This is a genomic window from Brevibacillus laterosporus LMG 15441 (assembly GCF_000219535.2).
Lineage (GTDB): Bacteria > Bacillota > Bacilli > Brevibacillales > Brevibacillaceae > Brevibacillus_B > Brevibacillus_B halotolerans.
This window is the reverse complement of record NZ_CP007806.1, coordinates 4,628,751-4,644,945: the sequence shown is the minus strand read 5'-3', so window position 1 is coordinate 4,644,945 and position 16,195 is coordinate 4,628,751. Positions and strand designations below refer to the sequence as shown.

The window sequence follows — 16,195 nt, the reverse complement described above, 5'->3', positions numbered from 1 at the left end:
TGGGATCACTTATTTTGAAAGAAGGAAAGGAGCCTTGCAATATGGAACACGAGGTTGACTTAAAGGAGTCCGGCACCTCTTTCCTAGATGATATGGATACAAAACAAGTGCAAACTGAACCCGCAACGCTATCAGATTATGTACAATTAATGAAACCAGGTATTATTTTTTCTAACTTGCTTACTGCTTTTGCTGGTATTTGGCTTGCTTCAGCAGGTTTTAAAAATTTTCAATTTGACCTGACGATCTATACGTTGATTGGAACTTCTGTCATTATTGGCTCTGGTGCTGTGCTGAATAACTATCTGGATCGCGATCTGGATAAAAGAATGAAACGAACGCAAAGCCGTGCCCTAGCAACAGGACGAATTCAACCACGCAATGCATTGATTTTTGGACTAGGTTTATTATTGCTTGGATTGATAGTGCTGTTCTTTCTAGCTAATCCGCTGGCAGCAGTTTGTGGTCTGGTGGGGCACATTTTTTATGTGTTAATTTATACCCCGATGAAGCGTGTCAGCACTTTGAATACCGTGGTAGGTAGTGTCTCAGGAGCTATGCCGCCTTTAATTGGCTGGGCTGCTGTAACAGGAACGCTTGATTTAGGAGCCTGGACTTTGTTTCTAATCATTTTCTTGTGGCAATCTCCGCACTTTTTGTCATTGGCTATGATGAAGGTGGAGGATTACCGAGCAGGCGGTATCCCAATGCTTCCGGTGGTACGCGGATTTGAAGAGACAAAGCGTCAGATGTTCTTCTGGGGTGCTGCACTACTGCCGGCATCACTCATTTTATTCCTATATGGGAATGTAGGCATGTTATATTTTATTGTCGCATCCATCATGGGGATTATTTATGTAGTGTTTCTCTTCCAAGGTTTTTCTGCCAAGGATGATATGGCATGGGCGAAAAAGCTATTTGGTTATTCGCTCATTTACTTAACAGTGATGTGTGCAGCCATGGTTATCAGCGCTATTTTGGTTCACTTATAAAAAAGTTTGAAAAGTTGACATGTTTATCACACATTAATATAGGAACATCTCTTGCAAAGCGGGGGATGTTTCTTTACTGTTAAAGGAAGTAAGAAAAAATTCGGAATAAAGGAATTTATTAAAAAGATGGCGGTTACATTTTTGCGCCAGCTAGGTTCGTTGCTTCTTCAAAACGATTTGCTACATTAATAAAAGAGGTATGGAAATGGACAAAAATGTAAAACGATTAGCGATCCTCTCGACCCTTGTTATGTTTATCGTGATGATTGCCGGTTCTTTAGTAACCAAAACTAATTCTGGTCTCGGCTGTGGAAATGATTGGCCACTGTGTAACGGGAAGTTTGTTCCCTCCTATGCTTTGGAGTCGATCATTGAATATGTTCATCGATTAACCACCGGTCTAGCAGGGATTGTAGTGGTTGTCTTTTCTATTTACTCGATCTTTACATACAAGGGCAATAAAGAAGTATTAGGGCTAGCAATTTTCGGAATGTTTTTTATTGTAGTAGAATCTATCCTAGGAGCCTCTGCAGTCATTTGGCCACAATCTTCACCTGTCTTAGCTCTTCATTTTGGCTTTTCTTTACTCGCCTATACAGGGGTATTTATGCTCACGATGTTTGTGATTAATCATGAACGCCTCCAGAAAATAATCAAGGGAACTGTTACAAAAGGCTTTGGTTTATATGTGTGGATGGTAAGTTTATACGCTTACGGGGTTGTGTATTTGGGTGCCTACGTGCGTCATACAGGCTCCAGCTTGGGCTGTTCGGGCTGGCCGCTTTGTAATGGGAAGCTTATTCCAGAATTAAGCGGTCAGGTAGGTGTTCAGTTTGTACATAGGGTGGCTGCTGCTGTATTGGTGCTGTTGATTATCGGAATTTATGTATATGCTGCCAAACATTATAAAGAATCACGCAAAGATATTTATACCTGCTCTAAGCTAGCGCTTGTATTGGTTATTCTTCAAGTTCTTAGTGGAGGCTTAGTGGTATTTGCTAATTTAGAATTATATGCTACTTTGACACATTCTGCTATCATTACAGTATTTTTTGGCATACTATGCTACTTAGGCTTACAGACATTGAAGAGGCCATCCTAAAAAGCGGAAATGGAAAAGAGCGAGGTGTTCTCGCTCTTTTTCTTTGGTAGACGGATGAGTAGCTGAGGAAGCCTAATCATCCTCCATGTATTCGTCCTGCAAGACGGAGTAAACCTTTGAATCCCGCAGTTCCCCTTTGATTAACACATTTTTACGAAGTGTTCCTTCATAAACCATCCCCAATCGTTGCATGACACGCTCAGATAGCGTGTTAGTTGCTTCACATTTACCTTCCATGCGAACGAGACCAATTTCTTTAAACCCATAAGCCATTACTGCCCGAAGCGATTCGTAGGTCATTCCTTTTCCGCGATAGTCAGGATGAAGGACTGCACCTAATGAAGCGCTTTTTTCTTTTTCTGCATATTGAAAAAGACCTGCGACTCCAATGGTTTTACCAGATTCTCGATGATAGATCGCCCAAATAAAAGCTTTTTTCTCTGCGCAATCGGCCATTCGTTTTTCTAAGTACAGAACCGTATCTAATTTGCTTTTATGGATTTTTCTAGGAACGTGATGCGTGGTTTCTTCCTTTGAAAAGATTTCAAAAAGGTCATCGGCCTGATGCAAGGATAGATGGAGGAGCATGAGTCGTTCGGTTACGAGAACAGGGTAGTCGGTTATCATTGATCCAACTCCTTTATATGTATTAGTTCCTTGAACCTATTTTTTCTTATTCTATGTATATCACAGGTTTTGGTAGAAACAAAAGAATATCTCCAAAACTTTCATCACTATCTTTTCTGAAGCAACCCTCTTACTTCTGGTACAATAGGTAAAAGCAAACAAATGATCGATAGAGGTGGAAAGATGCGTATTTTGCATACAGCAGACTGGCACTTCGGCAGATTGCTAGAAGGTCGGGATAGACGTATAGAACAAGCGGCTTTTGTAGACGAACTATGCCAGATTGTTGAGGATAAACAAATAGATTTAGTAGTGATAGCAGGTGATGTATATGACTCTGTAAACCCACCGGCATGGGCGGAGGAGCTGTATTATGAAGCCTTAGAGAGATTGTCAGCAGAAGGTAAGCGCGGGGTAGTCGTTATTGCAGGTAATCACGACCAACCAGAACGGGTGCGCGCTGCTTCGCCACTAGCTCATAAGCATGGAATTGTGTTGCTTGGGTTGCCTAAGGAGCTACCTTTGCTTACTAAGGCTGAGGCGTCAGCAGATAAAGTAAGAATCATCGATGGAGGATCATCTTGGTTTGAGATTGCTATTCCAGGAGTAGACCATACCGCAGTAGTGGTGGCTTTATCATATCCTTCAGAAGCACGATTAAAAGAATTGATAAGTGAAAGCTTTACACCAGAGCAAATGCAACAGGCATTTAGCGAGAGAATCAAGGACCTCCTCCATGATTTAGCCAGCCATTTTCGGCAGGATACGGTCAATATTATAACAAGCCATCTGTTTGCTATGGGCGGAATGGAGACTGACTCGGAGCGTCCCATCCAGATTGGTGGGACACATACTGTCTCGCTGGATGCGTTTCCTCCACAAGCAGATTATGTTGCTTTAGGACATTTGCACCGTTTGCAAAAACTAAGTGAAGCACCATTGATTCGCTATAGTGGCTCACCGTTATCGTACAGCTTTTCGGAGGCGGGACAAAGCAAGGCGGTGGTGATGGTGGAGATTATTCCGGGTCAGCAGCCGACAGAAGAAATTATTTATTTAAAATGCGGTCGTACTCTAGCAAGATGGAAAGCGACTGGCGGAATAGCAGAGGTTGAAAAGTGGCTGGAGGAAGGAAAAGATGCAGATTGTTGGATTGATTTAGAAATTCACGTGGATGATGTGATTGATCCAGCAGAGTTTCAACGTATTCGTAAGCTGAGCGATAACTTTGTAAAGGTACAGCGCGTGCTGGTTGTCTCCACAGAACAAGAGAGGCAGGAAATAGAAAAACGCGAGGAATTAAATCCCGTACAGCTTTTTACTCGTTTCTATGAACGAAAGCGTGGAACATCACCAGATGAACAGGTTATTCAATTATTTTCCCGTATGATGATAGCCTCTGATGCTGAGACAAAGAAACAGCCAGGAGGAGATGAATAATGAAGCCTATTTACTTGAAGCTATCAGGATTAAATAGTTATCGAGATTTGCAGGAGATTGATTTTGAAACGTTGTGTGAAGCCGGATTGTTTGGGATTTTTGGCCCTACTGGTAGCGGTAAATCCAGCATTTTAGACGCGATTACGCTGGCGTTGTATGGACAGGTTGTTCGTACAGGGGGAGGTTCGCATCCGCATGAGGTTCTCAATCAATTGGAGTCACGGCTATTTGTCTCCTTTACCTTTGAATTAGGAGGGGCGAGCCAACGACAGCGCTTTACCATCGAGAGGGAGTTTGGTCTAAATAAAAATGGTAATCGAAAGCAGCCGGAAGTACGTTTAATTCAACACGGCTTACTTGATGGTGAACAAGATCAGGTGCTGGAATCTAAAGCAACAGCAGCTACATCCATGATCGAGAACCTGGTGGGTTTAACCATTCATGATTTCACACGGGCAGTCGTGCTACCGCAAGGCCAATTTTCTAAGTTTTTGACCTTAAAAGGCAGTGAGCGAAATGAAATGCTCCAGCGAATTTTTCATTTGCACGAGTATGGCGAAAAGCTGATGCAACGGGTCAAGGAGCAGATAGACAGCAATAAAGCCTCTCTACATCAGTTAGAAGTGGAAGAAGCACGGCTGGGTGATGCGAGTGAGGAGGCTGTTGAAGCGGCGACTCAGGAGGCAGCAGGATTAGAGAAGGAATATGCGGAAGCGGAGCAGATTCACAAGGCTTTGTTGAATCAAAAGAATGAATGGGAACAAATTCGCAAGTGGCAGTTCGAATTGGGGGAAATCCAACAAAAGCTGACACAGCTTGAAGAGAAGGCTCAGCAAATCATGCTGCGAAAAAATGAAATAGCTAGACTGGAGGCATCTATTTCTCTTTATCCATTGGTGCAAAAGGAACGACAGACGATAAAGCTATGGGAAGATGGTAAGCAACAGTTACTAGCAAAACGGGTGGAACGGGAGCAAGTAGAGCTGCGTTGCCAAGAGGCTGAACAAGTAAGTCAACAAGCCCAACAACGATTGCGACAAGAGGAGCCACAGCTCATTCAGAAGCGAATCGAACTACAGCAAGCCGCAGAGTGGGAGCAAGAAATAGTAAAATTGGCTCAGGAAATCGGGCAATACCAGACAGAGATCCGTTTATTACAGCAGCAAATAGATCAGGATGAAGCTATGCTGTCAGAACTTGATCAGCAAAGAGCGGTAGTAGCTCAGGACCTGCAAAAGATTGATGCTGAATGGCAACAGACCACATTACGTTCAGAGGAACGCAAAGCGATTCGTGCGATGCAACAGGCCAAAATTGCCTTTGTTCAGGAAGAGCAACGTTTTGTAAGCACTGAGCGTGAAGCAACAGAGCTGTCTCAAAAGGTACAGCTTGGTCAAACCCGATTAAAAGAAGCAGATAGCTTCTATATTCATGCTCATGAAAAACGTAAAGAGACCGAAATCGCGGTAGTTGAAAAAGAGGCTCAGCCGATCAGAAGTGAAGAAGACATTACTCGATTACGTGAACAGCTTGTAGATGTAAAACGGATCGGCATTGATTGGCGTGGCTTCGAAAAAAAACAGGATGATTGGCGGTTAAAATGGACGGAATGGACTGCTTCACATGCGGATGTAACAACCAGATTACAGCAGGCAGAACAAACGTTGAACCACATAGAAAGCAAGAGAGGGGCTAGCCAGGATCAGTTAAAAGAGTGGGAGACGCAATGGGATTCTTGGCAGCAGGCTAATATGGCTCATGCGTTGCGTTTACAGCTAAGAGCTAATGAAGAGTGCCCGGTTTGTGGATCAACGCATCATCCTTATAAGGATACAGATACGGATACGGGCAATATCGTGCAGACAACAGCCCAAGCTCCTTCGCTACAACAGCAGGAAACGGCTTTACGTGATCGTCGGGCCAACTTAGATCACATGCTGGAACAAGTGGAAGAGGAATGGAGGAGTACCTCGGAGGCTTGTCAGCAGATAAGAGTCGAGCTGGCTGGGTTATTGGAACGAAAGGATTCCTTGCAAAAGGAAAATGCACAGATTGATCAAGATTTGCAGCATATCAAACACCAATTAATTCAATTGGGTGAAGAGTGGGTTGTAGCGTCTGTCGATGAATTGGGAGGGAAGTTCAAACAGGTTAGTCAAGAAGTAAAAGAACTCTCAGAACAACGTCACAGCCATGTGAAGCAGCTAGATGAATTGCAAAAGCTTCTTCGTGAGCAACGTGATGAAGAGCTGGAAAAAAAGGCGCAACAACAAAAAATCACCGCTTGGCTAGAGGGTCAGCAGGAGCAGCTACAACAAGTTAACAAGCGTCTATTGGATCATCAAAAGGCTTTATTAACGGCAGAACAGCAATTGGATGAACTACGGGGGGAAATTCCACGTGATCAGATTGAAGCTCATCACGCCAGAATGGAAAAGATGGAGCAAAGACAGGAAGAGCTGCGTACGCTACGAGTGAATCTGGAAAAATCCCTTGAGGAATTACAGCAACAAAAACAAGTTCAGATAGAACAGCGCGGAGAAAAACAAGCCAGACTAACAGCGTTACATCAACGCTATGACGATCGAGAGGCACAATATAAAGCTAAACAAGAGCAATGGCAGATACGTACACAAGGTAGACCGGCTAATGAATTATTGCAGTTGTTGGAGCAGAATCTACAAGAGCTACAGACAGCAGCAGAACAAGCCGATACTCTAAAGCTTCAACTAACAAATCAGCGGCAACAATTGATGGAATCATTAGTTTCATTAGAAGAAACAAATTTACAGCTTACGAAGCAAGCTAAGGAATTGGAATTGGAAGTTGAACAAGCTTTGTCGCATGCTATGTTTGCTGATCGGGAAACCGTCTATGAATATTATGAGCGCCGAGCTTTATTGGGGTCGTATCAGACAGAGGTAGAAAGCTACCAAAAACAGCTAACGGAATTGGCATATGCTAAGACACGCTTGGTTGAATCTCTTGCTGATCGGTCTGTAAGCGAGGAGTCTTACAATGAGCTATATACCTCCTTTTCAGAAGGAGAGCAACGCTTGTCTGCATGTAGGGAAGCTTTAACACTGGCAAAAGAGAGACTTCTAATCGTGCAACAAAATCACGAGAAATGGAAAAAAATAGAGAAGGAATTCGGTGCTGTCATTGATGAGCAGAGTCGTTTAGAAGAGTTACGAAAGCTGTTTGAAGGAAAAGCATTTGTTCAGTATATTGCTGAAGAAAAGATGATGACGATCGCCCGTGATGCTACCTATCATTTAGGACGTATGACGAAAGGCCGCTATGCACTGGAAATTGGAGATGGTGGAGAATTCGTATTGCGAGATGAAGCAGCGGGTGGACTGCGCCGTGCTGTTAACACTCTATCTGGAGGGGAAACATTCTTAACGGCTTTATCTCTAGCATTGGCCTTATCAGTTGAAATTCAAATGCGGGGAGGTCGTTTGGAATTCTTCTTCTTAGATGAAGGGTTTGGAACCTTAGATCCTGAATTGCTAGAGGTTGTCTTGGATGCTTTAGAGAAGCTAAGAATGAGCCAATTTACGATAGGATTAATTAGCCATGTACCGGAACTAAAATTGCGTATGCCGCGACGGCTGGTCATTACCCCTGCTGAACCGCTTGGGTCTGGTAGTCGCATTCATATGGAGATGGAATAGGAGGGGAGACAATTGGCTGTACAGTTTTTACTAGGTCGGGCAGGTACCGGCAAGACGGCTGCGATCTATTCTGACGTAATAAAAAAGCTCGATGAGGAACGGATGGGTCCCCCTCTAATCTACTTGGTTCCCGAGCAATCAACTTTTCAGGAAGAATATAAATTAATTAATTTGCCCGGGTATTCGAGTCATATCAGGGCACAGGTGTTAAGCTTTGGCCGTCTTTCCTACCGAATATTACAGGAGGTTGGGGGACTGACAACGTTGCCTATTGATGAACGTGGTAAGCAGATGGTGCTACGTCTGCTATTAGAACGTTATCAGGATGAATTAAAGGTGTTTCATCGGTCTGCCTTGCAGCCAGGATTTGCTGAAGAATTGGTACAGATGATCAGTGAATGTAAAAAGTATAGTGTCAGTCTGGAAATGCTGGAGCAGCTACAAATAGAAAATGCAACCCTTCAGCATAAATTACATGATTTGCTATTAATCATGAGGGCGTATGAAGAGTATGTTGCAGATAAATATTTTGATAGTGATGAACTTTATTCCACAGTTGCCAGCAAGCTAGCTCAATCTAGTTTTATTGCAGATGCAGAGATTTGGATTGATGGTTTTAGTGGTTTTACAAAACAGGAATATGCGTTAATTGAGCAATTGATGTACTGCGCTAAACAAGTAAATATAACTTTGTGTTTAGACCCGCAGGATCGAATGAAACCGCTAGATGATCTTTCGCATTTCTATCCAACAATGGAAACGTATCAAAAGCTACTAGATATTGCGATGCGAGGCAATATTCCAATTGAGGAGCCGCGTTTGTTTGAGCATAACCATCGTGTTACTAGTAGTCCATGGCTTGCACAGGTAGAACAAAAATATTTTGACTGGAAAAAGCCTGCTGTTCTGCCTTCACCTAAGCATGTTGACGAGGTAAAGCTGTTTACAGCCGCCAATCGCAGGGCTGAGGTACAAGCGGTCGCTCTGCAAATTTTGTCACTTGCACGTGATTATGGCTACCGGTATCGTGATATGGCTGTGCTTTTGCGAGAAATGGGTACTTATTCTGAAGAAATTGCTCATGTATTTACGAGCTATGATATACCATACTTTCTTGATCAAAAGAGAACCGTAAGCCATCATCCTTTGATTGAATTTATTCGTTCATCACTTGAGGTGATCTCTAAAAATTGGAGATATGACGCCGTCTTTCGTTGTTTAAAAACTGATTTACTGTCCCCGTTGAATCAGCCGCTTAGCCAATCGAGGGCTGAGATTGATTTACTAGAAAACTATGTGCTGAGCTATGGCATTCAGGGATATTATTGGTCCATGGATGAGTGGGGGTTTCACGGAACTAATACTCTATACGAGCAAATTGAATCCATACGTCAACAATATGCGACACCTCTTACAACATTTGAGGCTAATATGAGAGTGGCTTGCAAAGCGGGTGTACGCCAAATGGCGACCGTCCTATATGAATTTTTACAAATGCAGGATGTTCCTACCAAACTGGAGGAGTGGCAGGAGCAGGCCGAATTAGAAGGTGATTTGGAAGCTGTCCGTGAGCACGAGCAGGTTTACAATGATGTGATGGATTTATTGGATCAGATTGTAGAAGTAATGGGCGATGAACAAATGGAGCTTGTTACATTTGCTCGGATCATTGATACAGGTCTGGATAGTATTCGTCTTGCCTTAGTTCCTCCTTCGCTGGATCAAGTGGTCATTGGGTCCATGGAGCGCTCCCGTCAACCTGACGTAAAAGCTTTGTTCTTGATGGGAGCAAATGAAGGTGTGATCCCCCTACGTCCCAAAGAAGAAGGGATTTTAAACGAAGCGGAGCGAGAAAAGCTGGAAAAGGCAGGTATTGAACTAGCACCAACAGCGAAGCGAAAGCTAATGAATGAGCAATATCTTCTCTATCGTGCAATGACACGACCATCGGAGCGACTATGGATTAGTTGCTCGCTGGCTGATGAAGAAGGCAAAGCCCTGTTACCATCTAGCTTGTACGAAGAGATGAAAAAGACCTTACCTGGCCTTACGATTGGATATTTTCACAACGAACCAACTGCAGAACCGCAGTTGGATATAGGATTGCTGGGAAGACCGCGACAGGTGTTTAGTCATTTACTAACATTAATTCGTCAATTAAAAAAAGGAATTTCGCTTCCTCCATTTTGGTGGGAGGTGTATGACTGGTTCCTTGAGCATGCAGAAGATGAAAAACGTGAGAAATGGCTGTTATCGGGGCTGGGATACCAAAACCGTGCTTATCCACTTTCCAAAGAAGTTAGTCGTTCCTTATACGGAAATGAGATTCGGGTAAGTGTTTCCCGATTAGAACGATTCCAAGCCTGTGCCTATTCTCATTTTTCCTCACATGGTCTGCGGCTAAGTGAACGTCAAATGTATCGTCTCGAAAGATTTGATGTTGGTGAGCTTTTTCATGCATCTTTGAAAATGGCAGTAGAGCAAATGAACAAACAGCAGGTTAATTGGAGTGATATGACGGAGCAAGGTAGCATGCAGTTGGCTGATCAGGTGGTGGAGGAGCTTGTTCCACAAACCAGAAGCAGTATTTTGCAACGCACGGCTCGTTATCGTTATGTCACAAAGAAATTAAAACGTGCTGTTGGGCGTGCGATCTCTGTACTGGGTGAGCATGCACGAAGAAGTCAATTTGAACCGATCGGTTTGGAAATTGCTTTTGGGCCTGGCGGAGAAATTCCGGGGCTGACTCTGGAGCTGGAGGATGGAATCAAATTACATTTGTTAGGTAGAATTGACCGAATTGATCACTCTGTAGGAACAGAAACTGAATTTTTACGTGTGATTGACTATAAATCGGGCCCGAAAGCCCTTGTTTTGTCCGATGTGTGGAATGGATTGAATCTTCAATTGCTAGTATATCTGGATGTGGCTGTGAGCAACGCTGAGAAATGGGTAGGCAAGCAGGCTGAAGTAGGCGGTGTCTTCTATTATCAAGTAGCAGATCCGTTTGTTGCTGCTAAACAAATGCTATCAGCCGAGCAGGTGGAAGCGGAACGGCAGAATAAGCTGAAAATGAAGGGGCTTATGCTAGCGGACTCACAATTAGCACGCTTAATGGATAGCCAAACGGAATCGGGGAATTCTGATCTGCTTCCGTTTGGGATCAAAAAGGATGGAAGCTTCACACAATATTCATCAGTAGCTTCCAAGGAGCAGTTTGATCTCCTGCAAAAATTTGTGCGCAAATGTATTGTGAAGCTGGGGAAACGATTAACGGATGGAGATATAAGCATCGCGCCTTATATGCAGGGGCCAAGACTTGCATGTCAGACTTGTGCGTATAAGTCGGTTTGTCAGTTCGATAGTTTATTGGAAGGCAATCAGCCACGTTTATTAAGTAAAAAGACCGATAAGGAAGTTTGGGAGTTAATTCGTGAAGAAGTCTACGAACAAGATGACGAGGGAAGGGAGGTAGGAGCATGAGTGAGCAGGATAATGTAGTGGAACAAAAGCCGAGTCATTGGACGGATGAGCAGTGGAGAGCCATTATCGAAAAGGGGGATAACCTGCTGGTAGCTGCCGCTGCTGGTTCTGGTAAAACCTCAGTTTTAGTAGAGCGGATTATTCGTAAAATCTCTGATGTTAACGATGCTGTAGGAGTGGACCAGTTACTGGTTGTAACATTTACAAATGCGGCTGCTGCCGAAATGCGCCACCGAATTGGCGATGCTCTGCGTAAAGCCTTGGAAAGCGATCCTACCTCTGCCCATTTACGTAAGCAATTGGTTTTACTGCAACGAGCAACTATTACCACGTTGCATTCTTTTTGTTTGGGCTTGTTACGTCAATATTATTTCATAGTGGAGCTTGATCCAGGGTTTCGCATTGCAGATCAAATGGAGGCAGAATTACTGCGTCAGGATGTATTAGAAGAGCAATTTGAACACTGGTATGAATCTGATGAAAGCTTTGCAGCATTAGCTGACGTGATGGTAGAGGGCCAGGATGACGATGCGTTAATGGGGTTATTTATGCGATTGTTTGACTTCTCCCAAAGTCATCCGCATCCAGATCGTTGGCTAAAAAATGCAGCCGATATGTTTGCCCATACACAAGTGGAAGAGTTACACGAATCTCCTTGGGTCGTGACATTGACAGGGGCTATTTCTTTAGAGTTATCTGCCCTTGAGTCGCAAGTAAAAAAAGCAATAGCTCTTGCAGAAGAACCAGACGGACCTGGAGCATATACGCCTTTATTACAGCAGGAGCTTACTTGTATTCATCAAGCGAAATGTGCTGCTGAGCAAGGCTGGAAGCAGTTAGATGACAGTATGAGAAGCATTGCATTCGGTCGATTGCCAGCAGTAAAGGATGCTGACCCGCTGCTTAAAGAACAAGTCCAAAAACTACGCAATGGTGTAAAAGATAAAATAAAGAAGCTACTGGAAGAATATTTCACGATGACGCCTGAGCAATATGCGACAGACCTCAACCGAATGGCTCCTTATATGCATACACTGGCTCGGCTTGTTAGTGAGTTTAAACAGGCCTTTCGACAAGCTAAGCAAGAACGGGCTCTTGTTGATTTTAGCGATCTGGAGCATATGGCACTGCGAATTTTGCAGCAGGAACAAGAGGATGGCAGCTTCGTCCCCTCTGCCATTGCTATGCAGCTACAGGAACAATTTGCTGAAGTGCTAGTCGATGAGTATCAGGATATCAATCTTGTGCAGGAAACGATTTTACAGTTGGTCTCAAGGAAAGAGACAGCAGGAGTGGCAGCAAATCGTTTCATGGTAGGGGATGTTAAACAGAGTATCTATCGCTTCCGACTTGCTGAGCCTAATCTCTTTATGCAAAAGTACGATTCGTATGAAACGAATGAAGAAAAGGACCCTTTCGCTCCTAAGGAAAAGAGTGTGCCTTTGGAGCTGAAGGGAAAGCGAATTGATTTGGCCGCTAACTTCCGCAGTCGAAAGGAAGTAGTGGATGCTGTCAATTATCTGTTTCGTCTAGTCATGACTCCGCGTGTAGGTGAGATTACTTACGATCAATCGGCAGAATTGATTGGTCGAGCTTCCTATCCAGAGATAGAGCCAGAGCAATTGGTGGTAGAAGTACATTTAATCGATCGTACGGGGGTTGAATCGGAGGAGTCCAGTTTAGGGCAAGTGTCAGAGCGAGCAGGTACTAGCTCTACAGGAAGTATAGATAGCTACGATAGTGAAGGAGAAGCTCTACCTACTCTTGAAGAGGAAGCCTCTGTTGCTCAGCTAGAAGCACGTTTAATTGCCAAGCGTATTAAGGAATGGCTAGAGCCTGGTGTGGGCGGTCAGCCGTTACTTGTATTTGATAAGAAAACACAGGGAATGCGTCCCCTAGAATATCGGGATATTGTTATTTTGCTTCGAGCTACCGCGGGCTGGGGACAAGCAATAGCAGACGAATGTAAGCAGGCTGGAATACCTATCTATGTAGAACAGAATCAGGGTTACTTTTCCGCGAATGAAGTGGATGTAATCATGTCATTATTACGTGTCATAGATAATCCAAAGCAGGATATCCCATTAACAGCGGTACTTCGCTCTCCTCTTATTGGCCTTAGCGAAGAAGATTTAGCTCAGATTCGAGTGTTGACTCCTACGGGGCCCTTTTATCAGGCAGTCGAACAGTATGTTATGACCGAGGAGGAGCAGTTGAATCGGGTCGTAATGGCCAAGCTTCGCCGATTCTATCGGATGGTGCAGGGCTGGCGAACAAGGGGAAGACGAAGCTCGGTAGCAGAGTTATTGTCTGATATTTATACAGAGACAGGCTATGTTGATTATGTAGCATCACTAGAAAATGGATCACAGCGCCAGGCAAATCTACGCGCTTTATATGATAGAGCGAAGCAATACGAAGCTACCTCATATCGTGGATTGTTTCGATTTTTACGCTTTATTGATCGAATGCAGGAGCAAGAGAATGATCTTGGAGAGGCGCGGACCATTACAGAAAGTGAAAATGTAGTCCGTTTAATGACGATCCATAAAAGTAAGGGATTGGAGTTTCCGGTCGTATTTGTGGCTGGAATGGGTAAACAGTTTAACCAAAGCGATATGAAAGGTCGTTTTTTACTGCACAAGGACTTGGGCTTTGGCCCACAGGTGGCCGACGCGGTTTTGCGCCTGCGTTATCCAAGCTTAGCTTTTTTAGGAATTCGTCAAAAGCTTAAATTAGAGATGCTAGCTGAAGAGATGCGTGTACTGTATGTTGCGCTGACTAGGGCTAGAGAAAAGCTTATCCTTGTAGGCTCAGCTAAGGACTTGAGCAAATCAGCCATCGCCTGGTGCAGCCAGTCTACTGATAAAGAGACCCTATCTGATGAAGATTTAATCCAAGCGAAAGGATATCTTGATTGGATTGGTCGAGCATTAGTCCGGCACAAACATGGAGAACCTTTACGCTTGTTGTGCCCAGAAAGTCAGGATATTTCCTCGATACCGCTAGTGCGAGATCCGTCTGTGTGGCAGTTTCAGTTTTATCAGCCGAGTGATCTGATGGCGATAACCGAACAAAGTGAGCATGATGAGGAGGTTTTCTCCTTATTGCAGAAACGAAAGCCAGTTCCTGATCATCCACATGCAGAGGAATGGCGTGATCAAATTAGGTCTGTACTGGAGTGGCAGTATGCTTCACAGGTTGTGTCACAGGTGCCGGCTAAATGGACTGTTAGCGAATTGAAGAGCCAAGCTGTAAATCTAGCCGATGGAGCAGAAGGAGCTGGAGTGAAGCTTGATTGGGAGAATGAGCGTATTGACACGCAATCTCAAGTGGTAGCAGGAATAGAAAGCCAAATAGATAGACAGCTAACCACTCAGGCTGCAGCCGAAGAGCGCGGTCACCTTAATGCAAGCCCTGAGCAAATAGCAGAGGGTCCAAGGCTACGTCAATCAAGGCTCACAAAGAAGCCGAGATTTCTAACTGAAATGGACAAGAAGAGCAAGGATATAAACAGCGAAAAATGTGATCCGAAAATCATAACAAATAATGATTCTGTAATCATCAAGGAAGAAAGACGCGAGAAGCTGGTAAATCAAACGAAGTATGAAAAACCTATTTTTACGAAGGCAGAAATAGGTACCTTTACGCATTTGATTATGCAAAATCTACAGTTGAATAGAGCCTTGGATCAGGCGGACGTTACTGATCAAATCGAGCAGATGATAGCAGGACAGATGTTGACTAGGGAACAAGCCAATGTGGTGGATATTGCTTCTATAGCTCGTTTTTTTGCCAGTGATTTAGGACAGCGCATGCAAAAGGCTACCAAGGTGTACAGAGAGCTACCATTTACGCTTGCCGTCCCTTTACGTGATATTAGATCTCGCTTGCTTGCTGAACAAGCAGAATTATTATTATCTGATTCAGGTGACGAACGGGTACTTGTGCAGGGGGTAATTGATTGTGTCATTCGTGAGGCAGACGGTGGATTGACTTTGATCGATTATAAAACAGATCGATTACCAGCAGATGAGACTAAAGCAGCTCAGATGCTTCGGACAAGATACAAGGAGCAAATAAGCTTGTACACACTCGCTCTTGAGGAGAGCTGGAAAGAGCCAGTTGCGAACCGCTATTTGATAGCTATGTCAACAGGACTTGCGGTTCCATTGCATGAAGAGTAAGGACGATTGAAAAAACGAAGAGGTTTCCCGAAAATCGAAATGAAAGAGGGAAGCCTCTTCGTTTTACTTTTTATCTTGTTTAATCAGCACCATCATAGTGAGTACAATACAAGTCAGAAGGCTAGTGATGCCGATCGTAGCACCAATAAATGCAATTCCCAAGCCTTCAAATCCACTTACATTGATGCTATATAGAACTGCTATACTGCTGACAATAAATACGACCGTTGAAGGGATATACATAAGAAACAAGGTTCCAGGTTTTTTGATGTACAGAAAGTAGGAAATGGAGAATAAGCCCAAAAAGGTAATGATAGCGATCATGATTATGCCTAACAAATAAACATCACCATCCTTGTGTTGTTGGCTTAGTTTATCCAATTTTTAAACAGGAAATTTAGTGATGAGTAATCACGTTACCGGCAACATGTGAGTTTTCTTATCTGTTGACCGCAACTTCCCTCGATTTTTAGCGTACTAGTATGGAGGGGGAAGAAAGATATGGAAAGTAGAGAATATATGGAGTTTATGGGGGCCTTAACTGCAATAGCGCTACCTGTCTCCTTAGGATTATTGCTTGCCTATTTTATTCGGAAACTGCCTGAATGGTTCAAGTGATGATGACATTCTTTTCGTACCGCATGATTTCTTCTATTGCTGGCATCATAGATGATAGATTCATCATAA

General features: G+C 43.7%; 8 protein-coding genes. 6 read left to right on the top strand and 2 right to left on the bottom strand.

Annotated features, from left to right (window positions below; translation table 11 throughout):
- Positions 1-41: 41 nt before the first annotated feature.
- Together cyoE and BRLA_RS20465 are read left to right on the top strand one after the other, a co-directional pair.
- On the top strand, positions 42-992 hold the full coding sequence (gene cyoE, locus BRLA_RS20470) for a heme o synthase (protein ID WP_003334462.1): 951 nt from the start codon (positions 42-44) through the stop codon (positions 990-992).
- A gap of 205 nt (positions 993-1,197) precedes the next feature.
- Positions 1,198-2,094, top strand: a complete 897-nt coding sequence (locus tag BRLA_RS20465; RefSeq protein WP_003334465.1) for a COX15/CtaA family protein — start codon at positions 1,198-1,200, stop codon at positions 2,092-2,094.
- A 72-nt stretch (positions 2,095-2,166) separates the two neighbouring features.
- Here BRLA_RS20465 and BRLA_RS20460 read toward each other — a convergent pair whose 3' ends face one another.
- Positions 2,167-2,721, bottom strand: coding sequence for a GNAT family N-acetyltransferase (locus BRLA_RS20460; RefSeq protein ID WP_003334466.1), 555 nt, complete (start codon positions 2,719-2,721; stop codon positions 2,167-2,169).
- Positions 2,722-2,904: 183 nt separating this feature from the next.
- Here BRLA_RS20460 and BRLA_RS20455 point away from each other — a divergent pair, with 183 nt between their 5' ends.
- From BRLA_RS20455 to addA, 4 genes are read left to right on the top strand one after another with little or no spacing between them, the layout of a single operon-like run.
- Positions 2,905-4,161 carry an exonuclease SbcCD subunit D gene (locus BRLA_RS20455; protein ID WP_003334467.1) on the top strand — a complete coding sequence of 419 codons (1,257 nt, stop codon included), beginning with the start codon at positions 2,905-2,907 and terminating at the stop codon, positions 4,159-4,161.
- On the top strand, positions 4,161-7,838 hold the full coding sequence (locus tag BRLA_RS20450) for an AAA family ATPase (protein WP_003334468.1): 3,678 nt from the start codon (positions 4,161-4,163) through the stop codon (positions 7,836-7,838). The genes BRLA_RS20455 and BRLA_RS20450 overlap by 1 nt, the downstream gene beginning before the upstream one ends.
- Positions 7,839-7,850: 12 nt before the next feature.
- The gene (gene addB, locus BRLA_RS20445; RefSeq protein ID WP_003334469.1) at positions 7,851-11,321 is read left to right on the top strand and encodes a helicase-exonuclease AddAB subunit AddB; all 3,471 of its coding nucleotides are present in this window, start codon (positions 7,851-7,853) and stop codon (positions 11,319-11,321) included.
- Positions 11,318-15,508, top strand: a complete 4,191-nt coding sequence (addA, locus tag BRLA_RS20440) for a helicase-exonuclease AddAB subunit AddA (RefSeq protein WP_003334470.1) — start codon at positions 11,318-11,320, stop codon at positions 15,506-15,508. Before addB ends, addA begins: the two co-directional genes overlap by 4 nt.
- 63 nt (positions 15,509-15,571) lie before the next feature.
- Here the strand turns inward: addA and BRLA_RS20435 are convergent, their stop codons facing one another.
- Positions 15,572-15,847 carry a YesK family protein gene (locus BRLA_RS20435; protein ID WP_003341054.1) on the bottom strand — a complete coding sequence of 92 codons (276 nt, stop codon included), beginning with the start codon at positions 15,845-15,847 and terminating at the stop codon, positions 15,572-15,574.
- Between the last annotated feature and the right edge of the window lie 348 nt (positions 15,848-16,195).

Bases quoted from the DNA above. Each gene is read 5' to 3' on its own strand.
- cyoE (WP_003334462.1), top strand. From the start codon at position 42: ATGGAACACGAGGTTGACTTAAAGGAGTCCGGCACCTCTTTCCTAGAT.
- BRLA_RS20465 (WP_003334465.1), top strand. From the start codon at position 1,198: ATGGACAAAAATGTAAAACGATTAGCGATCCTCTCGACCCTTGTTATG.
- BRLA_RS20460 (WP_003334466.1), bottom strand. From the start codon at position 2,721: ATGATAACCGACTACCCTGTTCTCGTAACCGAACGACTCATGCTCCTC.
- BRLA_RS20455 (WP_003334467.1), top strand. From the start codon at position 2,905: ATGCGTATTTTGCATACAGCAGACTGGCACTTCGGCAGATTGCTAGAA.
- BRLA_RS20450 (WP_003334468.1), top strand. From the start codon at position 4,161: ATGAAGCCTATTTACTTGAAGCTATCAGGATTAAATAGTTATCGAGAT.
- addA (WP_003334470.1), top strand. From the start codon at position 11,318: ATGAGTGAGCAGGATAATGTAGTGGAACAAAAGCCGAGTCATTGGACG.